The sequence below is a fragment of the Micromonospora sp. AB353 genome (assembly GCF_049538395.1).
GTDB lineage: Bacteria > Actinomycetota > Actinomycetes > Mycobacteriales > Micromonosporaceae > Micromonospora > Micromonospora aurantiaca.
This window is the reverse complement of the sequence record NZ_JBMVFV010000018.1, coordinates 58,865-83,459: the sequence shown is the minus strand read 5'-3', so window position 1 is coordinate 83,459 and position 24,595 is coordinate 58,865. Positions and strand designations below refer to the sequence as shown.

Here is a 24,595-nt window from a genome sequence, read left to right as displayed (position 1 = left end):
TCCCGATCTCGCCGAGCCCGTCGCCACCGGCCGGCGCGCCGCCCGACCCGTCCGGCCAGCCCGCGTCCACACCCACCGGCCCCCAGGTCTCGGGGTCGCCGCTGACGAGTCCCCGGGCGTCGGGGGACTCGGCCCCGGCGGGGTTCGTCGCGCCGCCGGCGGGCCCCGGCATGCCGGGCATGGGCGGCATACCGGTGCCCAGCCCGGCGCCGCCGGACGAGACGCCGGCCGGCGCGCCGGGAACCTGTACGCCGTCGAACCCGGGTGACCGCCAGTCCGCCTCGTCGCCCTCCACCAGGCCCTTGGCATCCGGCGCCTCGGGGACGCCGGAGCCGCCGCCGGCACCGGCGCCGGGAGCGCCCGCGCCGGGCATGCCCGGCATCATCGGTGACTGGAAGCCACCCCCACCGGGCACGGCGCCACCGGGAGCCGCCGGGATGTCCACGCCGTTGACGGCTCCGGGGGCGAAGTCGTCGCTGTTGCCGAGCAGCCCGTTCGCGTCCGGTTTCTCCGGCAGCCCGGGGCTGCCGCCCGCGCCGGGACCGGCGCCGCCGGGTGGGCCGAAGCCCGGGATGCTCGGCGCGGTGAATCCGCCGCCCGGTCTGCCGATGCCTGTTCCCGTTCCCGTGCCCGCCCCCGGCTTCGGGCCGCCCACCTCGCCCGGTCCGGAGAACGACGGCGGCTTGACCGATCCGGCGCCGCCCGCGCCGCCGCCGAGGTTGGCCGAGCCCGGCGGCTTGATGCCCGGCGGTACGACGCCGGAGCCGAGCCCGCCCGGCAGGCCGACCCCACCCGGTGCGCCGACGCCGGGGAAGCCGACGCCTCCCGGCCCGTTGATGCCCGGCGCGTCGAAGCCGGGCAGCCCGCTGCCCCCGCCCCCGCCCCCGCCGGGCGTGGGACCACCGATCTCGCCGGGGCCCGAGAACGCCGGCGGGGTGATGGCGCCCGGTCCCTGGCCGGAACCCGGACCACCGGTGCCGGCCAGGTTCGGCGGCGTGATCGAGGGCACGGTGATGTTCGGCGGCGTGGTGAACACCGGCGTGGTGATGCCGCCGATGGGTGGCGTGGTGAACCCCGGTGGGGTGAGCGTGGGCGGGGTCGTGAGGTTCGGCGTCGTGAGGTTCGGCGACGAGATCGGCGGGCCGGTCGGCACGTTGATGCTGGGCGTCGGCATGGTGATCCCGGACGTCCCCGCCTTGTCCGTGGTGATCTTGTATTGCTCGGCGACCGTGTGGACGACCTCGGCCATCTGCTGGGCCATCGGCTTCTCGTACTCGGTGCCGCTGATCGGCACCGGGCCGTCGCCGCCGCCGACGCCGTTCTGCGAGGCGATCGTCGCCCAGGCGCCGTCCAGGTAGGCCATCGTCTGCTGGGCCCACGAGAGGTGGTTGGCGGCGTCGTAGAGCTGCGACGGCAGCGACGTGACGTTCGTCGAGGAGTTGATGCTGTTGGACGTGGTGGTGGAATCCGGGACCGCGCCGCCGGCGAGGTGCTCGGCCTGCTTGCCGAGCAGGTCGGCGTAGAAGTTCATCTTGTCGCGGAACCCGTTCGCCGCCGGCCCCTTCCACGCCTTGTCGTCGCCGACCATCGAGGTGACAGCGGTGCGGATGGTCTGCTCGAGCCAGATCAGCAGGTCCTGCGTCGCCTGGAAGGCCCGGGCCGCCTCGACCACCGACTCCACGTTGACGCGGCTGGCCGCGTACTTCAGCCCTTCCTCGCTGAACACGGCGGCGCCGCCGTTCACCGCGGCCTTGAGCTTGCGCCAGCCTCGGGTCTCGGTCGCCCAGGTCTGGTAGTCGTACAGGTCGCCGACGGGGATCACCTTCGGAGGGAAGGTTCCTTCCGGCTCCGCCGGGTCGTTCCACCCGTCGAGCTTGCTGTCACCGAGACCGTTTCCCATGCCCCGTCCGCCCGCGTCAGTTGCCGTCGGTCTTGATGATCTTCTGACCGTAGGTGCTCAGGTTGTCCAGGCCCTTGAAGGAGTCACCCATGATCTCGCCGAGCTTGTCGGTGGTCAGGGCGTTCAGCTCTTCGAGGTTGTCGTACTCCACTGCCATCTTCAGCAGGGCGGTCTGCACCGCGAGGAGGGCGGTGTTCATGTTGACGAGCATGTCCTTCATGTCGCCCTTGACGCCGCCGTCCTGAGCCGTCGCCCCGACGACCGCCTGCCGCAGCACCTCGGCCCGGGCGAAGGCGCCGGGACGCGGGTCGATCGCGCCCACCTGATCGGCAGTGGTGAGCAGGATGTTCCCGGCACCGGTGACCTTGCCCAGCACCTCCTCGGCGAACCACTTCAGCGCGGCGGTGTTGACCGCCACGCCGCCGGTCGAGGCGGTGTCACCCTTGAACGTCGGGTTGATCGCCGGCGGCTTGAAGCCCGAGTCGGTCGGGGTCTTCTCCTCGTCGATCCAGTCGGGTTTGTCGGTGAACGCGGGCGGCTTCACGTTCGACGGGTCGGTGATGTTGTCCTTGTACGTCTTGACGAGGTTCTTCCAGCCCTCGGTGTCGAGGATGTTCTTGTCGTACCAGTCGCGGGCCTCGATCCACTCCGGATGCTCGGCGCGGACCTCGTCCTTCCACCGCTCGTAGTCCACCCCGGTGCGGTTGTTCTGGTGCTTGTTGTAGAAGGCCATCCACGAGTCGTACGCCGCCTGGGTGGTGCCCTCCGGCTTCCCGATGGCGGCGTCGCCCATGCCGTAGGCGTTCATCGCGCTGATGGCTTTGTCGTTGGGGTATCCCCAGTCAATGCGGGCCAAGGAGCTCACTCCACTCGGGTGTCGACGGCGGAACGTTGGCACAGACCCCAGCGGCCCGGGTCGTCTGGCGCACCGGGCCGGGGACGGACGACGCCGGCCGCCACGCGCGTCCGCGGCGGCCGTCCGGCGGGTCAGCCGCCGCGGACGTCGTTCCAGATCATGGCGTGACGCTGCTCGGTGGTGCCGTAGTTGTCCGAGATCTGCAGCAGCGTCTGCCGGGCCTGCTCCAGGTAGCCGACCATCGAGTCGGCCGCCTGGTTCCAGGCCGCCTTCGAGACCCGGTACTGCTGCTGGGCGGCACCGGTCCACTGGGCCAGGCTGGCCTCGACCGTGCGCTCCATCTCCTCCAGCGACGACTGGATCTGGCCGTTGATGCGGTGCATGTCCGTCAGCACGGCGTCTGCCTGCACGAAGTCGAAGGTGTAGTTGGACACGTCAGTCCTCTCGGGAGATCGGGGGTCGGGGGATGCGGCTCAGATGCCCGGCAGGGCAGCGCCGAAGGAGTTGGCCACGCTCGACGCCTCGTCCTCGGCCGTCTGGTAGCCCTTGGTGGTCACGCCCATGACCTCGAGCATGTTCAGCAGCTCGTTGATCACCCGCTGGAACGCGTTCTCCCAGTTGTCCATGGCCTGGTTGAAGCCCTGCGACGCCTGGCCGGTCCAGGAGGAGATCAGGACGGCCATCTGCCCGTTCACGGCGCGCAGCTGGCCGGTGAAGGCGGTGGCCTTGTCGGAGAACTCCTGGGCAGCCCGCTGCATACCCTCTTCGGTGGTGCTGACGGTCGGCATCGTCACGGCCGGACTCCTCGTGTCAGGGAAAGGTGGCAGGGAAGAGTGTTGATCCGCGGCGGTGCCCGGCGGCAACCCGGTCGCGCCACCATGTCCGAACGTCACCCAACATTGCACGGCAGCGCCCCCGCAACCGCCGCCACCGGCCGACAGCCGGGGAAGAGTGGTTGCACTTTCATGCACTGATCCCCGGCCGGAGTTCCGGCGCGACGATCGTGGCGGCTTCACTTGACGGCGACGTCGAGGGAGTGGTCCGTCGTGAACTACAGCGAGCGCATCGAAGGCCTGTTCCAGGAGTACGAGCGGCAGCGCACCAGCCTCGCCGAGATGCAGGCCCGGATGAGCGCGCTCTCGGCCACCGCGACGTCACCGCGCCGCGAGGTGAGCGTCACGGTCGGCCAGAACGGTGTGCTGACCGACATCCAGTTCCCCTCCGGCGCCCACAAGCGGCTCACCACCGCCGACCTGACCCGGCTCATCCTGGACACCTATGCCGACGCCAAGGAACAGGTCATGAACCAGGCGGCCGACGTGCTGGCGCCGATGCTGCCGGACGGTCTGGACGCCCACAAGCTGGTCCGGGGCCAGGCCGGCGCGGACGCGTTCCTACCGAAGGAACCCCGCATGGTGACGAGCGTGCGGGAACTCCTGACCCGGGGGCCCGAATGATCAGCAACAATCCCGGCGGGCGGCTGTGGGTCGACCCGGACGGTGTGGAAGGGCTCGGCAAGGCGTACGAGTCGCACGTCCAGCTCTACGAGTCCTACCTCTCTCAGCTGACCGCCCTGCGCTCCCGGTACGCGAACGCCTGGGGCGACGACGACATGGGCGAGCAGTTCTCGACGAAGTTCCTGCAGGGCCTGGACAACCTCGAAGCGATCATCGGCGGCGTCAAGGGCACCCTGCACTACACCGCCCAGGGTCTCAAGGAGAGCGGCCGGGCGTACCGCGAGGCGGACGAGGCCGCCCTGGACGTCAGCCGGCGGATGGCGAAGGACTTCGACGGCCTGGACGGCCCGGCGTACGCGAGGCGGGCGGCGGCCGGCCCGGTGCTGGAGCCCACCGCGGAGGGTGAGGCACAGCGGCCCCATCTGCTGTCCCGCCGGCTGGCGGCCGGTGAGCCGGTCGCCGAGCGGGCCAGGCTCCTCCCGCAGCAGCAGGGCACGCCGATGCTGCCGCTGGAGCCCGCCGAGCCGCTGACCCCGCTCACCGCCGCCCACCCGGCGATCTCGTCCTACTTCATGGGGCCGGAGTACGCCACCGCGCACGTCGGCGGCCGGCCGCTGCCCGAGGAGTACCGGCTGATCGCGCTCAACCCGTTCGAGGACGGCAGCACCCGGGTGGACGCGAACCTCTACGACTCGATCACCCCGCTGACCGGCGCCCCCGTCACCACGCCCGACGGCACGGCGATCGACCCCGGACAGGGCCGGTTCTTCGTCGTCAAGGAGAACCCGGCCGTGGACCCGACAGTGCCCGGCTACCAGCCGCTGTACCTGAGCTACGCGCCGGACGGCACGCCCACCCCGATCATCCCCGGCGCCTGAGCCACCCACCCGCGCCCGGTAGGACATGCCCGACTTCCACATCCCCAACGACCCGCAGTGGCAGTGGGCGTACGACCTGATCCTCGTCGCCGTCGGCGAGGAGTACCCGAAGGCCGACCCCGCCGCCCTGCGGGCCATGGGCGACGAGCTGTACGCGCTCAGCAGCACCATCCTCAACGGGATGGGCGCCACCGCCAACCTCGGCTACGGGCTGGCCGGAAGCCTGTCCGGCCCGGCGATGGACGCGTTCCAGCAGTACCAGGTCGGGATCACCAAGAACGTGCCGGCCGGCGGCAACATCGCGCTGGCGCTGGGCGGCTCGGCCTACAACTTCGCGCTGGACTCGGAGAACACCCAGTACAACATCGTCATCGCGGCGTTCACCCAGGTCGTGGAGATCGCCATCGCGTTGGCCTCCGGCTTCGGCGCGGCAGCGGTGCCCGCCCTTATCAAGATCGGTCAGGAGATCGTCGGGGCGCTGATCAGCCTGTTCCGTCAGCGACTGCGGAACATGCTGATGCGGCTGGCCTGGGAGGCGTTCCAGGAGGGCCTGGAGGAACTCTGGCAGAGCGCCGCCGCCCAGGTCACGCAGATCATCGAGGGCAACCGCAAGTCCCTCGACTACAAGGATCTGGCGATGGCGTTCGCCGGTGGCGCCTTCATCGGTGCGGGCGTCAGCGGCGTGCAGATGATCGGCGGCAAGTTCTTCCCGAAGATCAACAACAGCGTCCTGTCACGGGAGGGCCTGTCGGCGCTCGCCGAGACGCTGTTCGAGGGCCTGTTCACCATGATGGTCGGCGGCGGCGGCTTCAACCCGTGGGCCACCATGAGCTCGTCGATGATCGGCGGGATGGCCCACCACTACGCCACGGTGGTCGGCCAGAGCTACGGCCCGGGCGCCGGTGCCGGTGCGCCACCGCCGACGATCGAGACGAAGAACCTCACGACCACCGCCCCCACGCCGCCGCCCACCTCCGTGGACGGACCACCCGTCCCGCCCCCCGTCGGCTCGTCCGCCGGCCCGGGAAGTCAGGGCGGCGGCCCGGGTCCGCAGCCCTCGGGCGGCCCGGCCGCCGGAGGCGGTGCCGGGGATCAGGGCCCGGCGCATCAGGGCTCCGGTGACCAGGGTCCGGGCAACCCGGGCACCGGCCAAGGCAGCGCCGGAAACACCGCACCAGGCAGCCCGCCTCCCGGGGGCGAGACGGCGGGCGGTCAGACCCCGGGTGCTCAAACCTCGGGCGGTCAGACCGCAGGCGGCCAAACTGCGGGTGGGCAGACCTCGGGCGGTCAGACCGTCGGCGGTCACACCTCGGGCGGTCAGACTCCGGGCGCTCAGACTCCCGGCGGTCAAACCCCGGATGGTCAGGCCGCCGGTGGTCAGGTCCGCGACGGGTCACAAGCGGGCGTACCGAACGGCAGCGCGGGCCCCACCGGCGCAGACGGTCAGACCCCGAGCGGGCCCGCCACGGCCGGTCCGGGCGTCGGCGCCGACCCGCGTGGGGTCGGCGGGGTCGCCACGGAGCCGGGCCCGGCCGCAGGCGGCGAAGCCACGACCCCGCGCGCCGACACCACGGCTACGCCGGGCGGCAACCCGGCGAGCGCCGGCACCGGTACGCCAGCGACCGGCATCCCGGCAGCGGGCGCCGGCGTCGCCGCGCCCTACGATGGCGGACTTCCCGGTTTCGACACCCCGACATCGAGCGGTGAGACGGCAGATGCCGACACCACGGCACCCGCGACCTCGCCCGCCACCACTGCCGGCCCGGCGGCCGTCCCGTCCGGCCCCGCACCGTCCACCGCCACGCCGAGCGCAGGCACACCGAGCGCAGCCACACCGACAACCACCACGCCGGGCACCGCACCGAGCACCGGCACGTCGACCACGAGCACACCGACCACCGGTACGCCGACGTCGGGTTCGACCACCGGCGGTCAGGCGTCCGCTCCCCCACGCGACGTCGCCGGGGCCGCACCACCGCCACCACTGGCGCCCGTCGACGGCGTCGCGGTCGACGGTCCGGCCGTGGTCGCCTCCTCGGCCACCGATCCGGTTGCCGGCACGCCCTCCACAACGGAGCAGGCGGTCGCGGTACCGGGCCCGGCTACCGACGCCACAGCGGGCGACGTGCGCTCGGACGCCTCGGTGGACACCGCCGGCCGCGACACGGTGGCGGACCACGCCACGGACACGAGCGCCGTCGGCACCGCACCGACGCCGGACGGACCGACGGCAGCGCGGGACGACATCACCGAGCCCTCGCCGGACGGTTCGCGAAGCGTGCAGGCGCCGCCGCTCGCCGTCGCGGACCCTTCCGCGCCCACCCGGTCCGAGCCGAGCCCGCAGTTCCGGCAGGCCAAGGCGGGCGCGGAACCGAAGCGGCTGCGCACCGAGCGGTACGTGCCCTGGACGGACACCGTCGTCCCCGGCACGCACCTGCTGCGCGGCGAGATCACGACCATCGACTTCACCACCCGGGAGTTCAGCGCCGACGGCAGGGACTACCGGTCGTTCGACGTACACCTGGATCTGGTCTCGAAGAACGACCAGATGTCCCCCCGGGAGTTGCGGGACTTCGCGGCGGCGGTGCAGCGCACCGTCGACGACATGGTCAACGGCCGGTACACGCTGCCCGACGGCCGGCTGCTGCACATCGACCTGGTCGTCGACACGCCGCCGTGGCGCGACGGCATGACCCGCGACTGGCAGGCGGATCCACGCCGCAACCCGCCGGTCGAGGTGACCTCGGAGACCGGGGTGAGCACCGACCAGCACCTGTGGAACACCGGGGACCGTCTGTCGGTGATGGTGCACGAGGTGATGCACTACCTCGGGGCCAAGGAGGGTCACCAGGCCCCCGAGCACCTGTTCACCACAGTCGACCGTCCCGGGGTGATGGGCCTCGAGGTCGGCACGCTGCCGACGTCGTCGCAGCAGGCGGCCACCTCGACCGGGCCGACGGACTATCTCACCGCGCAGGATCTGGCGACGATCCACGACGCCGCGCTGACCGCCGGCCCGGTACGCGACCTGCCGGTGCCGCAGACGGCGCACGACCAGACGCCGGACCCGCGTCCGAACCCGCAGATCCCGTCCCGTGCCCCGGCCCCGCCACCACCGCCACCACCGCCCGGAATGACGGGCATGCCGCCACCGCCACCACCGCCGGGCATGCCGCCACCGCCGTCGGCCGGTCCCACGGCCCAGGCCGTCGACCTGACCCCGACGGACCTCTCACCCGCCACGCTGCGGCACCGCGACCCGAGGCCCTCGCCCACCCCCGTCGGCCAGAGGCTGAACGAGAAGTACGGCGTCGTGCACATCGTGGACCAGGGGTCGCCCGGTCTGGGCCACCAGGCCGCGACGGTCGCGATGCTCGACGGGCTGGCCGCCACCGGCTACCGGGGCACGGTCGTGTTGACCTATCCCGGCAACAAGACGCCCTACTACGCCGAGCAGCTCGGCCGGCAGGAGGAGTTCGGGACACCGGCGGGCTCGTACGACCTGTTCCACCGGGAGTGGACCGGCCACCGCGGCGGGATGGACGTCGTCATGCGACCGCAGCGGCCGCCCGGCACGAATGAGCAAGCGTGGAAGACGAGGGACTGGCCCGGCGCGCCGACGACCAGGGCGTGGGAGGTGGGCCGGCAGGAGGAGATCCGCGAGAAGACGATCCGCGCGCAGGGCAACACCCAGAGCCTGCGCATGGACGAGCTCGCCACCAGCCCGCTCCCCGAGGGCGACGTGCTGACCGTGCTGCCGGCCGTCGACGTACCGAAGAACGACGACGGCTCGGAGTGGACCGCGGAGCAGAAGCAGGAGTGGTTCCAGCAGGCGTGGGCCGGTCCGCTGCGCGACGCCGCCGGCGGCCGGGACCACGACGTCGTCACGCTCCAGCCGTTCCTGTGGGACCAGTTCCCCCGGCAGGTCCGCAGCACCACCGGGACGGTCAAGGCGGAACTCGACGAGACCTCGACCGGGGTACCGGCCTACCGCCGCCCGCCGCCCGCCGATCCGCCGCCCGCCCGGGACGTCATCACCGCCACCGGCATTCCCGGGGCCGACGACCTCGCGACAGTGGTCGGCGACGACGCCACCGACGTGGTGCTCGTCTACTACGGCGACACGCCCGACACGCCTCCGCACCAGAAGGTCGTCGACCGGCTGGCCGCCGCAGCCCGGCCCGGCCGGACGACCGTCGTCCTGGTCCTCGGCAACGACAAGCGAGCCCTCACCACGAGCAATGCCGGCGTCCACGTCGCCGCGCTGCCCCACGTCACACCTGAACAGATGGCCGGGCTCCGGAACCGCGCCACGCTCGTGGTCACCGAGGGCGCGAACACCTGGCAGGAGGCGCTCACGGCGGGCAAGCCCACGCTCTCGGTGACCGGGACGGCGGGTGACACCCGGCCGTGGGATCACGAGCCCGCGTCGGTCCGGAACGACCCCGCCCGGGGCGGCCACGACCTGCTCGTGAACGCGTCGGAGTACCTGCGCAACGGCGGCGATCCCGCCACGGTGCGGGACTTCGTCCAGGACGACGACGGCGGCGTCCGCACGTACTTCGACGGGTGGCGGGACGCGCTCGGCCAGACCGGCTCCGACCAGGTCGACCAGGCCCTCGCCACGGTCACCGGCCTGCCGCTGGACCCGGACGCCCGCCCGCGCACCGACGCCGCGCCGGCCGCTCCCCCGGCCGACGACACCCTGCGCGTCCCGGGAGTCCTGCCGGACCGGTTCCCCACGCCCAAGACCCGCGACGAGATCGCCCAGGCGCGCGCCGAGCAGCACGACACCGCGCCACGGCGGATCGCGAACACCAGCGCGTACGACGTCATCGACCGTGGGCTCCATCCCGACACCCGCGTGCCCGACGTGGTCGCGCGCTCGTACGAGCAGGCCGGCCTGACCGTTCCGGCGGGCGACCGGCCCCGCCTGCGCCTCGACGCGGTGGACAACCGCATCGCGTACGACCATCGGGTGCTGGACCTCGGCGACCGCAACGTGCAGGACTTCACGGTCAAGGTCTTCCTGGACGCCCGGGACGACACGGCGGCGGATGCCCGGCCGGACGTGGAGACCCGGGTACGCGACGCGGTCGACGCGATCTACAACCGGGGCTTCCGGATCGGCGCCGATCAGCTCAACGTCACAGTGGAGTTCGTGACCCGGCCGAGCGAGGCGCACGCCGTCGTGGCGCTGCACGGCACCCCGGCACCGACCACCCAGACCGCCTGGTCGACGCACTCCTCCGACCTCGACCTCGCGCACGAGATCGGGCACTTCCTCGGGCTGCGCGACGAGTACTCGGTGGCGGACCGCGCCCTGGACGGCACCTTCGTCAAGGGCGACGACTCGCTGATGGCGACCACCACCCGGCAGCCCGGCAACGATCCACGGTTGCTGGCGCGCAACGTCCACCGGATCGCCGGTCAGCAACGCGACGTGCTCTCGCCCGACCGTGGCGGGCTGCCGCCCCGGACGGCGCCGGTCCGCTTCCAGCCGGTACGGGTGCCCGGCGGCCGCAATGCGCGGTTCGACGAGCTGACCCGGCACACCCGCGACGTCGGTCCGGGCAACTACCGGCAGGAGACGGCCGACCTCAAGGACGACGGCGCGCCCATCGGGTTCGTCGTCAACTCGATGCTGCCCGCCGACGACGTCGACCAGATCCCCGAGGTGGTCCGCGCCGTCACCGAGGGACTCGCCCCGGGCACCACAGTCGCGTTCGTCTTCGGCGTCAACACCACCGCCGAGGTGCCGGACCTCGCCTTCCGGGACGCGGTCGCCCGGGCCGCCCGGCTCGCCGCGAGCCTCGACGTGCCGGTGGCGGTCAACGGCTACGCGGTCGGGACGAAGAACGACAAGTTCCCGTACGGCCGCACCCGCAACCAGGTGCTCCGCGACCCCGACACGGTGGCGGCGATCCAGGGCCTCGCGCAGGGCGGCCCGGACGGCGACGCCCGGCGCTACCCGTACGTGTCGATCCAGGACTTCGACAGGGGTGCCCGGACGACCGCCGACGGCACCCACGTGTTCGACCGCATCGACCGCCGGACCCGCTTCGACCCGGAGTCGGCCGGACCGCAGGACGAGCCACCGGCCCGCCCGCTGATGATCTCCGGCGGCTACCGCGTCGGCGACACCGAGGAGCTGATCCGGCGTACCCGGGAGCGGCTGGAACGACGCGCACGCGACCACCAGGCGAGGATCACCGACCTCCCCGCGGGCACCGAACGCACGACCGAGCAGCAGAAGCTGGCCGCCGTACACAACGGCCTCGCCAAGCTCGGCACACCGGCCGGCCGGGACGCCTTCGTCCGGGACTTCACCACCGCCGTGGACGAGGACATGCGGTCCCGGGACCGGCAGGCCACCGTCCACCCGATGCTGCCGTACTCGCCGGAGCCGAACCTGTTCGTCGACGGCCTGCTCACCCTGGGCCGGCCCGAGGTCCGGTTCGGCGAGGCGGGCGCGGAGTTCCTCCTGCTGGCCGAGAGCCTGCACCAGGCGTACGGCGAGGAACTGGCCGTCGCCCACGGCGCGACGACGCCGGCCGGCCTGCCGGCGGACGTCCTCACCGTCGACGTCCAGGTCGACTCGCAGAACAACAGGCATCCCGACCGCGACCTGGCCTTCATGACGGACTTCGTGGGCGCCGCCACGCCCACCGACCTGTCCCGGCTCGCGGCCGACTTCGCCGTCGGCAACTTCCTGCCGCAGTCGCACGCCGTGCCGACGAACGTCAACCGGCAGCTGTTCTACACCGAGGGCACCGGCTTCAAGGAGTACCGGGCCGAACTGCGCAAGCCGGCAGTCGCCGCCCCGAAGCCGTTCGCCGCGCCCACCGACCTGGTGCCCGGCCCGTCGTGGACGTGGCAGGAGACGCTCACGCCGCAGCAGCTGCGGCAGCTCGGCGCGCAACCACACAACAGGTACGTCACCGCCGTCTCGCTGCCGGCGCCGGGCACCACCCCGGTGCCGGACGTCCCGCCCGAGGTCGATCCCGACCTGGACCCGGCGCGGCCGGCCCGGACCGTCGGTCTTCCGGACAGTCAGCGCCTCGTCGCCGCGCACCTCGTCGCGACGTCGAACGACTCCGGGACCATCCAGCAGGAGTTCGCCGCCGCCACCGCCATCGCCGACCGTGGCGGGCTCGGCCGGCAACCGGGATCCCTCTACGACGCGATCGCCGACGGCCTGCCCGGGAGCGACGCGGACGCCCTGCGGACGAGCACCCTGCACGCCGGCCGGGACACGATGAGTCTCGACGTGGCCGCGGCGATGCGGCAACGCAACCCGTACGACAACGGCCATTTCGTCCGGGCCGTGCTCGCCCCCGACCCGGGACCGCAGCGCCGCGACACGCCGATCGACGACGCCGAACGGCAGCGCATCGCCAACGCGCACGACGTGGTCGAGTTCGCCGCCGCCCGCGGCACCCAGGTCCACCTCGTCGTGTACGACGACCCGGCCGGGACGCCCCGCGACTACCCGGTGGTCGGTGCCCGGCCGCGGGGCCGGCTGGAACTGGTCCGCACGATCGACCCGGCGGGCCACGTCACCTACGCACCCCACGTGCCGGCGTCGACGGCCCCGGCGAGCGACACCGACGACGACTCCGACGGCGGCAGCGAATCCGGCGGCTTCGACCTGTTCGGTGACGACGGCGACGACGGCTTCGGCGGTTTCGGCGAGCACGACAGCGACGACGGCCCCGGCACGCCCGACGATCCGGCGAGCCCGCCGACCGACAGCCCGGCCACCCCGTCGGCCCACGAGGTCAGCACCGCGGCCGGGACCGCCACCTCGTCGGCCACCGAGACCACCGCGGCGCTGCCGTCGCCCGACGCGGTACGCCGGGGCCTGCCGTCGTACCTGCGGGACAGCCGCACCCTCGGCCTCGCCGAACAGCTGCGCGCCACCGAGAACGCGGCGCTCGGTGCGGCGCTGCGGACCCTCGACCCCGGCCTGTCCGACGACGTGGTCGCTACCGTGGAGGCGGACAGCCGCGACGACGTGGACCAGTTCCTCGGCGAGGGCCGCCCGTACCCGGTGACGATCGGCGGGCGCCCGGCGGAGCTGCGGGTCACCGCCGTCCTCGACTGGGACGCGCTCACAGTGGACCGGGCCCACGACGACCCGCGCAAGGTCACCGCCAAGACCCGGGAGAACCTCACCCACAGGCTGCGCCACAACCGGGACCGGCGGGTCGAGCCGAAGGTGACAGTAACCGCGATGCCCGGTGTCGTCGTCGGCGTCGGCGGCTCGGTGCCGACGGCACCGGTCACCGAGCACTCCGCCGACCACAAGGACACCTACACGTCCACCACCACTGTGAAGGTCACCGGGCTGACCGAGGTGACGGTGCCGATCCGGTTCGTCGCCAGGCTCGTGCGGCCCGGCCGTCCCGCCGTCGGCCCGGCCGAGACGTCCGGCACCGTCGCTCTCGCCGTACACACGGGGTTGCGGACGGCGGACGCGACAGCGCCGGCCGCCGCGGACCGTGCGCTCGGCGCGCCGGTGCCGGACCGGTTCGGGGTGGAGAGCGTCCGGAGCCGGCCGGCCGATCCGGACGCCACGTTCTTCGACCAGGTGGAGGCGATCCTCGCCGAGGACGGCATGGCCGACCTCGTGCGGATCGGCGCGCCCGGCCGCCCGGTGATGCAGAGACTGCTCAGCGACGCGGCGTTCTCCGGCAGCCTGCCGACGATGGTGGTCACCGACCCGGCGAACGTCCACGACGGCTGGGTGCGATCGGGTTCGCTGCCGCGCGCCGCGCGCACCGGCTGGCGGCGGTTCTTCCCGGGCCGCGCCCGGCAGGTCGAGGTCCGCCTGGTCGCCCGGCGCGTCGAGGAGGTGGAGCGGGTCGACGGGCTCACACACGTCGGCACGTCCGCGCTCGCCGCCGAGAGCACCAGCGCCGCCGCCACCAAGCGGCCGTTCGGTCTGTGGGGCCTCGCCGGCGCGGGTGTGGACACCGCGCCGCTGAGTCTGATCGTCGGGCCGCGGATCGGCGGCGGCCGGGAGCGTGGCGCCACCCGGACGATCGCCGAGCGGACCGGCGGCAAGCAGACGGTGACCGGCACCGCGCCGGGCGTCCGCTACCGGGTCGAGTACGGCGTCCAGGTGCGCGTCCTGGGCCGCGCGCCGCGGATGCTGTCCGGTTCCGTCGACGCGCTCCAGTGGACCACCGGCGACCGGCTGCCCGGCACCGCCCTCGACCCCGACGGCCGGGAGTGGCGCGGACGGCGCGGCACCGCCCGGACCCACTTCGCACCGGCGCGCATCGAGCGGGGCGAGTCGTTCGGCGGCGCGTACCTGACCCGGGTCGGCGACCGGGGCCTGTACGAGACGGTCGCCGACGCGGTGCGGTCGGTGCCCGGCCACGACCGGTTCCGCCTGGCCACCCGCGACGAGATGCTGCGGCACTTCGGCGACGCGCAGCTCGCCGACGGGCTGACCCCCGAGATCCAGGCCGCGCTGAGCCGCGACACGGACCTGCGGACCCAGCTCTCCCCCGACCAGTTGCGCCACCTGGCGGACCGGATCGTCGGCCCCGGACTGACGATCCCGCTGATCCGCACCGGCACGTTCCACGACCACGTCACAGTGGTGACCGTCCAGGGCAGCCTCCGCGACGTGTCCGACGGCGACCTGCTCGGCCACGACACGATCGGCACCGCCGACAAGCGGACCGCCAGGTCCACGGTGACCAGCGCCCGCGACGACAGCCGGTCGGCCGAGCTGAGCCTGGAGCCACGCGTCCTGGGCCCGCTCGGCCAGGCCGCGTCGACGCTGCTCGGCGGGCCGCGCGCCGCGTTCACCTGGGGCACCACCGACGAGAGCGCCGTCACCGGCGGGCAGTCCACCGAGAGCGACCACGGACCGGCGCTCGACGACGAGGGCAGACCCACCGAGGTACGGCTGCGTGAGTTCGCCGCCACCCTGGACCTCACCGTCAGCACCCGGTCCACCGTCCGGGTCAACCAGGCGGGCCGGCAGCTGTCGTTCGGGGCGTACGGCCGGGGGGTGCCCGCCGTCGTCGCCACGTCCGGGACGCGGCCCCGGACGAACCGCCTCGACGTGCGCATGCTCGTGCCGGAGGCGCGCGTCTCCCGGCAGCGCCCGGACGCCGAGCCCAGCCCGGTCCCCCGCGATGTGGAGACCATGGCGTACCCGCCGCCGCTGAGCCGGATGACCGGCGGGCCGCACGACCTCGACGGACGCCGGGTGGAGTCGTTCGTCGGCGCCGACCGGTTGCAGGAGGCGGTGGCCGACACGCTGCGCGAGGCCGCCCGGGACGACATCTACGCGGCCGAGGACGGCCTGATCTCCACGGTGATCGCCGACGAGCTGTCACCCGAGCGCCTCACCGGCGACGCCGAACTGTTCAGCCGCCCGCTGACGCTGAGCAACCTGTGGCACGGCCGGCGGGCCGCCGACGCCCGCGCCGACGTGCGGGTACGGCTGCGCCCGACCAACCCGGCGGTGCTCGACGGCGCCGAGTTCGCCCGCGTCAAGCGGACCTTCGCCAGCGGCACCGCCCGCAAGACCACTCACGCGCGCGCGGTCGAGCTGAGCGTCTCCGCCACCGGCGTCGCGTCGGGCAGCGGGCCGGTCGCCGACCACGGCGGCAGCACCGGCCGGCCCGGCGGCGCGGTCATCCTGTCCGTCACGCCGTGGCGGCGGGCGTGGGGCCGGATCAGCGAGCGCAGCGCCTCCGGAGTCTCCAAGCTGCGCCTCGGCGGTGGCCGGGCCGAACGTGAGCTGCTGGTACGGGTGGACGTCGAGGCCGAGGTGGTCGCCGAGGCCCGCCACGACAGCAACCTGCGCCCACTGGGCCGCTGGCCCGGCACACCGGCCCGGCGGGCCGGCCGGCGGCTCACCCTGCCCGGCGCGGTCGTCATGCGGATGACCCCGGCGGAGCTGAAGCGGCTCCAGGACCGCGACCGCGCCCGCCGGCACGGCACCGCCGACGTGCGGCTGCACCTGCGGCACGCCGAGAACAGCGAGACGCTCCGCGCCGGCCAGCGCGAGCAGGCCGCCCGGCTCAGGCGCGAACAGGCCACGGAACTGGCGAACCTGCTGCGGCGGCAGCACGCCCGCCCGGACGCCGGCCCCGCCCAGCGGCAGGAACGCGACGAGCTGGCCGCGAAGCACGACACGGACACGGCCGCGCTGCTGGCGAAGCAGGATCAGGAGCGCGCCGAGCAGGCCGAGCACCAGCAGCGGGAACGCGACCTGGTACGCGAGGCGCAGCAGCGGCAGAACGCGGACGCGGCCGGCCCCGGCACACCGGCCCACGCGGCACAACCGGAGTTCCGGCCCGGACCGGCGCGGTCCCTCGGCATCGGCGGCGTCACCACCCACCTCGACCTCACCGACCGCATCCCGCACCTGCGGCGTGCCCTGGCCCGCGAGTCGAGCGAGGAACTCGCCCAGGCGATCCTGCCGCCCACCCGGGACCGCGGCCCGGACGACCCGATCCGAGGGCTCGGCAGCACCGGTTTCCTCGGCGCCGCCCACCTGCACCTGGCCGACGCCCTCAACGGCGGCCGGAGCGAGACGGTACGGCTGGAGCGGCGGTTCCGGGGCGCCACGTACCACGTCACGCTCACCGCCGAGCCTGCGGCAGAGCCGGGCTTCACCGGCATCGACCTGGTCGACGAACTGTCCGTCACCGACCGCGCTGTGGTCGGCGAGGCGCAGACCCGCACCACCTCGCAGACGGCGGCGCAGGTCACGCTGACCGGGCGGGCGCAGGGCACCGAGACCGACCGGGTCCAGGACGACGCCACCCGCACCACCGGGCACGGCCCGGCCTCCGGCACCGTCGCCGCCGGCCTGACCGGCACCGCCGCCCTCGGCAACCGGGCCACCAAGGCGATCGAGCGCACCGCTCGCACGTACGAGCAGTCGCTTACCGTCTCCGGGCCGGTGGCCACGTACCGCGGGCCGGTCCGCCTCACCGTCACCGTCACCGGGCGCGGGCTGCCCGAGGGCGGCGTGTCGGTCCACGCGGTCCACGACGTCACCACGTACTCGGCGACCGAGGGCCGGGAACTGGCCACGTCCGGCCCGGTCACACCGGTCGCCGCCGGGCAGACCACCGACGAGGGCCGGCGGCGATGGCGCGAGGAGGCCGGGTTCGACCGGCTGCCCGAGCCGGGCCGGTACGCCGTCGAAGACGTCCTCGTCGACCTGTCCGACCTGCACGACGCGGCGCGGCAGGCGCTCGTCGCCTCCGGCGCCGCACCCGGCCGGGACGTCGACGCGGCCCTGCGCGACACGCTGACGGTGAGCCGGATCAAGGCGCTGCCGGCGATGCTGAACGGCGCGTACCCGCTGCCGATGCCGGCCGGGCTGGGCCGCGACCTGTTCCTCGACGCCCGCCTGGTGGCCCGCCCGAAGCTCCTGCGCGCGGACGCCACGGTGAAGATCGGCGGTTCGGCGAAACGCGCCGCGGACACCGAGTACGAGCAGACCGCGGGCCGTTCGTTCGCGCTGAAGACGGCCGGGCCGCTCGTCGTCGGCGGCGTCGGTCATCCGGGTGGCGCGGACAAGGTGGGCGAGCGGCAGGAGTTCGCCGCCGTCAACGCGGCCACGCTGGTCGAGCAGCAGCTCTACCGGACCGACCCGGGCGCCCAGGTGAAGGACGAGGGCAAGGTGTCGGCCGGCACGACCGGCAAGCCGGCCCGGCGCACCGACCCGGACGACAAGCTCACCGCCGCGGTCGAGTACGACGTCGAGTTCCGGTTCGTCGCGCGTTCCCGCGACGCGACCGGCAGGCACCGGGCCGGCACGGAGGTCCGGGTGCCCGGCGGCTTCGTGGTCCGGCTGGACGAGGCGGCGGCCCGGGACGTCACCGGCCGGGATCTTCCCCCGGGGCTGCGTAGGTCGGCGCTCGCCGTCGCCGACGCGGCAAAGACGCTGTCCGCCGCGGCGGCCCACCTGGACGGGCTGACCTCCCGGGCCGACGCGGACCCGGACGCCGTCGCCGCTGCCGAGCGGGCCCTGACGGACGCCGAGAACGCCTGGTGGGACGCCTACCGTGCGCACGAGGCAGAGGTGGCCCCGCCACCACCGGCCCCGGCCCCGCCGGTGGACGTGCCCGCCGCCGAGGTGGCGACGCCCACCGCGCAGGCACCCGTGGTCGGCGACCCGGTCGACGTCACCACCGGCCGTGTCCTCTACACCGAGATCGACGCCCGCCTGCCGGGGCTCACCCTGGAACGGACCCACCGCTCCGACTACCGGTGGGGCCGCTGCTTCGGCCCGACCTGGGCCTCCACGCTGGACCAGCGCGTCGTCACCGACGGCACGTACGCGCGGTTCCTGGCCGCCGACGGCGCGATCCACACGTACCCGATGCCGGCCGAGGGCGACGAGGCGCTGCCGGTCGCCGGCCCGGGCGGGCCGCTGCGCCGGTTGGCCGGCGGCGGCTGGCTGCTCACCGAGCCGGGCCGCCGGCTGCTGTTCGCGCCCGCCGGCGCGCACGGCGACTCCTGGCTCACCGACGTGGTCACCGACCGCACCGGGTGGCGGATCGAACGCTCCGCCGACGGCACGCCGGGCCTGCTGCTCTCCGCGTCCGGCCTGGTCGTGGTGCCGCACCTGGCCGGTGGCCTGGTCGTCGGCGCGCACGTCCGTGCCGACGACGGCACCGTCCACCTTCCCTCCTTCGGCTACGACGAGCGGCGACACCTGGTCGAGGTGCGTAACTCCTCCGGACACGAGACGCGGCTGCGCTACGACGACGCGGGCCGGCTCGTGCGCTGGCAGGACCGCAACGGCGAGTGGTTCGGCTACGACTACGACGAGGCGGGCCGCTGCGTCCGGACCGGCGGCGGCGGTGACGTCCTGCGCTACTCCCTGCGCTACGACGACGGCGTCACGCACGTGACGAACTCGCTGGGCCGGGTGACCCGGTACGAGTTCGACGAGCGCCGGCTGGTCACCGCGATCGTCGACCCGCTGGGCGGGACGGTCCGGCAGGAGTGGGACGCGGCGCACCGGCTGCTGTCGCGCACCGACCCGCTCGGTCGCGTCACCCGGTTCGACCACGACGCGCGCACGCTCACGCTCCCGGACGGCTCGACCCACCCGGTCCCGCCGCGCCCGCCCGCACACGCGGACGACATCGAGTTCGACGCGCTCGGACGGATCCGGGCGACCCGGGCCCCGGACGGCGCGGTCACGACGTACGGCTGGACCGCCGAGGGGGATCTCGCGTGGCGGGTCGGCCCGGACGGCTCCACGCAACGGTGGTTCTACGACGGTGAAGGGAATCTGGTGGACGTCATCGACGCATCAGGAAGGGCGGTGAGCTTCGAGTACGGCCCCTTCGATCTGCCCACGGCACGGGTGGATCAGGCGGGGAACCGCACCGAGTTCACGTACGACACGGAACTACGGCTCGTCGGGGTGACGAACCCGGCGGGCCGGACGTGGCGCTACGAGTACGACGCGGCCGGCCGCCTGTGCGGGCAGACCGACTTCGACGGCCGTACCCAGCGTTACGAGCACGACGAGGCGGGCCAGCTGGTCGCGCACACCGACGCCGCCGGCACCGTCACCCGCTACCGCTGGGACGCGCGGGGCCGGGTCGTCGAACGCCGGGCCGGCGACGCCGTCACCCGCGTCGAGTACGACGCCGACGGCCACGTGGCAGCCGTGCTCAGCCCGGACGCGCAGGTGCGGTTCACCCGCGACGCCGAGGGCCGGGTGCTGTCCGAGACGATCAACGGCCGGACGGTGCGCACCTCGTACACCGCCTCCGGTGCGGTCGCGGCGCGCACCACGCCGTCGGGCCGGTCGAGCCGGTGGACGTTCGACGCCGCCGGCCGCCCGGAGAGCCTGACCGCCGGGGAGCACCTGCTCGGCTTCACCCACGACGACGCCGGCCGGGAGATCGGCCGGACCGTCGGCGGCCTGGTCGCGCTGCGGCAGACCTTCGACGCGGCCGGGCGGCTCACCGGGCAGCACATCGCCGACGCCGCCGAGCGCCGCTACACCTACGACGCCACCGACCGGGTCACCGCGATCGCCGACTCGCTCGCCGGTGACCAGTCCTTCACCGCCGACGACACCGGCCGCATCCGGGCCGTCGACGGCGACGTCCCGCAGCGGTACGACTACGACGAGGCCGGCAACCTGGTCGGCGCCGGTGGTGGGCGCTGGGAGTTCACCGGCACCATGCTCGTGCGCTCCGGCGACGCGACGTTCTCCTACGACGCGAAGGGCCGCCTCACCGGCCGGGTCGACGACGCGGGCGCGTGGCGCTTCGAGTGGGACGCCGAGGACCGGATGGTCCTGGCCGTCACGCCCGGCGGTGACCGCTGGCGTTACCGCTACGACGGCTTCGGCCGGCGCATCGCCAAGCAGCGCCTCGGCGACGACGACCGGGTGCTGGAGGAGGTGTCGTTCGCCTGGTCCGGTGACCTGATGCTGGAGCAGACGCACCGCGACGCCGCCGGCGCCACCACCACGACCACGTGGGACTACCGCCCGGACGCTCCGGTGCCGGTCGCGCAGACCGACGACGGCACGCTCCGCGCGGTGATCACCGACAGCATCGGCACCCCCACCCACCTGGTCGAGCCGGGCGGCGGGCTGCGCTGGTGGTCGCGGGGTGACCTGTGGGGACGCGGCGCGGACCGCACCGCGACGCCGCTGGCGTTCCCCGGCCAGTACGTCGACGCCGAGACCGGCCTGCACTACAACCGGTTCCGCTACTACGACCCGGCCACCGGCCGGTACGTCAGCCCGGATCCGCTGGGCCTGTCCGGCGGCCCGAACCCGACCGCGTACGTGAGCGATCCGCTGACCGTGGCCGACCCGCTGGGCCTGACCAGTTGCACGCCCGCTCCGGCCACGCCGCACCCGCTGGCCGCGGTGGAACCGGCACTCGCCGCGCCCTCCGACCAGACGCCCAGCAGCCTGCCTGCGAACGCGGCACCGCCGCCGCCGAGCGCGCTCTACGGCATGCCGACCTGGGTACGGGAGGCCAGGCGCAACCCCGACGGCACCGTCACCTACGAGTACGTCGAGCGCGACACCCCGTCGCCGCCGCCGCAGAGCACACCGGTCGGGCAGGTCACCGCGCAGGCCCAGGCCTGGTTCGACACTGTCGGTTTCGCCTCGCAGGCGACGCTGGCCGACACGTCGTCGACGGCGTACCAGAGCTACCAGAGCATCCGTTCCGACCTGTACGCGAGCACCGGGCACCGCCCGCGTACCGGGCCGCGCAGCAACCGGGACGGTCACTTCAACGAGCCGATGGTCGGCAACCGCCCGTACAACAACGCGGACGGGACCGGCCTCGGCGACCGGATCGGCGCGGAGGCAGACGGCGGTCGCCGGACGGCCGGGCAGATCGCGAACTACCTCCGCGGGTTCACGGCGCTGGACTCCATCACCAGCGCCGCCGGCCGGGAGTTCGCCACCGTGATCACCTTCGCGGAGCAGGCCCGTGGCTACGCCCAGGAGCGCCACGAGGCGGCGAACGCGCTCCAGGAGATCCACTCACTGGCGAGGAGCGAACGCGCACGGCACTACTGGGAGAACGTCGGTCGCTGGTACGGCCCCGCCCGTCGTGGCTATGCCAGCGAGGAGGACTACGTTCCGCCGTCGCAGCGGCCCCGGCCCGATGAGCTGATCACCGGTGCACGCAGGACGCAGCGGACCACGACGCACGCGTTCGCGGTCGACGGCGAGCCGAGCGGCAGCCGCGACCGCAGCGACCGGTCGCGCAGCCCGCGGGACCGGAGCCGTCCCAGCGGCAGCAGCCACCGGCGGGGCCGTCGCCAGGAGTACGGCTTCCAGGGGCAGCAGACCGGCCCGGTCAGCATCGGCACCGCCTCCGCCGCGACGCAGGCGGACACCACGACGCCGCTGGCCGAGCAGCTGGCAGCGGCGCAGGGCGACCCGCAGGCACAGAACCGGATCCTCGACACCTTCCGGGACGCGCTGTCCCGGGACGTCCCGTTGAGCAACGGGTCGACGTTGCAGATCATGGCGGCGAACTCGCACGGCGGCACGGCCAACACCGCGGCCGACCTGGACACGCTCAACGACGTGGACCGGCGGCACCTGCGGCAGATCCACCAGTCCCGCGACGCCGGCAACCAGAACGACTGCATCACGCTCACGATGGCGGTCGACAGCTACAAGCAGTCCGGGCTGATCACCCAGATCCCGTCGCAGACGCAGCCGAGGGAGCTGAGCGACCTCCAGAAGCAGTACCCGGGGCGCACCACCGAGGAGGTCGGCACCCTCCAGGGGCTGGTGGACGCGCTCGGCGCCATGCCGAACGGCACCAACGGCATCGTCGGCTTCCGCACGGGCGGTCCCGGCACCGTCGGCCACGTGGTGAACGTGTCGAAGGACGCGCGGGGCCGGGTGACGTTCGAGGACTCGCAGGTGCCCGGTCTGGCGACGCTGCCGCAGATCGGACCGGACGGTTCCGTCGTGCTGATCCGGACCAGCGACCCGGTGCCCGGCCCGTCCAGCGACGTCGACATGACCTCGGTCCGCGACGCCGACAGCGACGTGGACATGGCCTCGGTCCGCGACGGTGACTCCGACGTCGACATGACCTCGGTCCGCGACGTCGACAGCGACGTCGACATGGCGGACTTCTCGCCGACCACGGAGACGTTCGCCGGTGTGGCGCCGGAGGCGGTGGCGAAGACCACCGCGGAGACGCCGACCGTGGGTGACCCGATCGACGTCACCACCGGCCGGATGATCCTCACCCACACCGACGCGGTCGTGCCGGGACTCACGCTGGAGCGGACGTACCGCTCCGACTACCGGTGGGGCCGGTCGTTCGGCCGGGCCTGGGCCTCCACGCTGGACCAGCGGATCATCGTCGACGGCGAGCAGGTCCGCTACCTGGCGGCCGACGGTTCGCTGCTCACGTATCCGCTACCCGCCGAGGGTGAGGTGGCGCAGCCGGAGACCGGCCGGACGCTGCCGTTGCGCCGGCTGGTGGGCGGCGGCTGGCTGCTGTCCGATCCGGCGTCCGGCCGCAGCCTGCTGTTCGCCGCGGCGTCGGACACCGAGTCGCTGCTCACCGACGTCACCGACGGCGGCGTCAGCTGGACGATCCAGCGCGACCGCCGGGGTACGCCGACGCAGCTGCTGTCGTCGACCGGCGCCACCATCGCGTTCACCTCGTCCGCCGGACTGGTCACGATGGTCTCCCTGCCCAACGCGGCCGGTGACCTGATGGCGGCGTCGCAGTTCGGCTACGACGCCGGCCTCAACCTGATCGAGGTGACGAACTCCTCGGGCGACCCCGAGCGCTTCACGTACGCCGACGGGCGGCTGGTGCGCTGGGAGGACCGCAACGGCGAGTGGTACACGTACACCTACGACGAGGCCGGCCGGTGCGTGGCCACCGACGGCAAGGGCGGCTACCTGCGCTACCGGTTCGACTACCAGCCGGGCCGCACGGTGGTGACCGACTCGCTCGGCGCGGTGCGCGTCTACGAGCTCAACGACCGCTTCCAGGTGGTCGCGGAGACCGACGCGCTCGGCGCCACCACGCGCAACGTCTGGGACGAGGCGTACCGCCTGCGGTCCACAACCGACCCGCTGGGCCGCACCACCACCAGCGAGTACGACGCGCTCGGGCGGCTGGTCGCTGTCGTCCGGCCGGACGGCAGCCGGTCCGTCACCACGTACGACGAACGCGGTCGCGCGGTGTCCTGGACCGACTTCGACGGCAGCACCCGCAACCGCCAGTTCGGCCCGGACGGCCTGCTGATCGCCGAGGTGGACGCCTCCGGTGAGGTGGTCCGGTACGAGCAGCCGGCCGCCGACGGGCGGGGCACGACCACCCACGTCGGCCCGACCGCCGTCGTGCACAACACGGCCCGGCAGATCACCGCGGTGAGCACCGGTCAGGGCGAGACGGAGTACACCTACGACGCGCTCGGCCGCCTGTTCAGCATCCAGGACGACACCGGTCTCACCGAGTTCGGCTGGACGCTGGAGGGTGACCTGGCCTGGCGGGAGAACCCGGACGGCTCGGTCGAGGAGTTCCGCTACGACGGCGAGGGCAACCTGGTCGAGTGGGTGGACGCCACCGGCCGCCGGACGATCCGTGAGTACGGCGCGTTCGACCTGGTGACGGCCGAGATCGACGACGAGGGCAACCGCACCGAGTACGCGTACGACACCGAGCTGCGGCTGGTCCGGGTCACCAACCCGGCGGGAGCGACGTGGACCTACACGTACGACCCGAACGGCCGGATGGTGTCCGAGACCGACTTCGACGGCCGCACCCAGCGGTACGTCTACGACGCCGCCGGGCAGCTCGTCGCGCACACCGACGCGGCCGGCGAGGTCACGCACTACACGTACGACCTGCTCGGCCGGGTGGTGGAACGGCGCACCGGCGAGTCGGTGACGCGCTTCCCGCACGACGCGGCGGTGTCCACCTCGTCCGGCGGTTCCGTGCCGGACCCGCGCCCCGCTCCGGTCCCCCGGCGGTGA

6 protein-coding genes and 1 pseudogene are annotated in these 24,595 nt (G+C 73.6%); 3 read left to right on the top strand and 4 right to left on the bottom strand.

Translation table 11 applies throughout. The features are described from left to right. The 4 genes and pseudogenes from ACPCK6_RS11180 to ACPCK6_RS11165 form a co-directional block, all read right to left on the bottom strand. A pseudogene (locus tag ACPCK6_RS11180) lies at window positions 1–1,900 on the bottom strand (hypothetical protein); the annotation flags it as partial. A gap of 16 nt (window positions 1,901–1,916) precedes the next feature. After that, window positions 1,917–2,765, bottom strand: a complete 849-nt coding sequence (locus ACPCK6_RS11175) for a hypothetical protein (protein ID WP_423481048.1) — start codon at window positions 2,763–2,765, stop codon at window positions 1,917–1,919. 122 nt (window positions 2,766–2,887) lie between these two features. Beyond that, on the bottom strand, window positions 2,888–3,190 hold the full coding sequence (locus ACPCK6_RS11170; protein ID WP_318334597.1) for a WXG100 family type VII secretion target: 303 nt from the start codon (window positions 3,188–3,190) through the stop codon (window positions 2,888–2,890). Between the two features lie 39 nt (window positions 3,191–3,229). Next, complete coding sequence (locus ACPCK6_RS11165; RefSeq protein WP_135240767.1) at window positions 3,230–3,550, bottom strand: WXG100 family type VII secretion target; 321 nt, start codon at window positions 3,548–3,550, stop codon at window positions 3,230–3,232. A gap of 252 nt (window positions 3,551–3,802) precedes the next feature. On the opposite strand from ACPCK6_RS11165, the gene ACPCK6_RS11160 reads away from it, so the two are divergent. From ACPCK6_RS11160 to ACPCK6_RS11150, 3 genes are read left to right on the top strand one after another with little or no spacing between them, the layout of a single operon-like run. Continuing rightward, window positions 3,803–4,213, top strand: a complete 411-nt coding sequence (locus ACPCK6_RS11160) for a YbaB/EbfC family nucleoid-associated protein (RefSeq protein WP_135240768.1) — start codon at window positions 3,803–3,805, stop codon at window positions 4,211–4,213. Continuing rightward, a complete protein-coding gene (locus tag ACPCK6_RS11155; protein ID WP_423481047.1) occupies window positions 4,210–5,091 on the top strand; it encodes a WXG100 family type VII secretion target in 882 nt (293 codons plus the stop codon). Before ACPCK6_RS11160 ends, ACPCK6_RS11155 begins: the two co-directional genes overlap by 4 nt. Before the next feature lie 25 nt (window positions 5,092–5,116). Next, window positions 5,117–24,595, top strand: a complete 19,479-nt coding sequence (locus ACPCK6_RS11150) for a DUF6531 domain-containing protein (RefSeq protein ID WP_423481046.1) — start codon at window positions 5,117–5,119, stop codon at window positions 24,593–24,595.

Coding starts and splice junctions, on each gene's coding strand:
- ACPCK6_RS11155 (WP_423481047.1), top strand. CDS start 4,210: ATGATCAGCAACAATCCCGGCGGGCGGCTGTGGGTCGACCCGGACGGT.
- ACPCK6_RS11150 (WP_423481046.1), top strand. CDS start 5,117: ATGCCCGACTTCCACATCCCCAACGACCCGCAGTGGCAGTGGGCGTAC.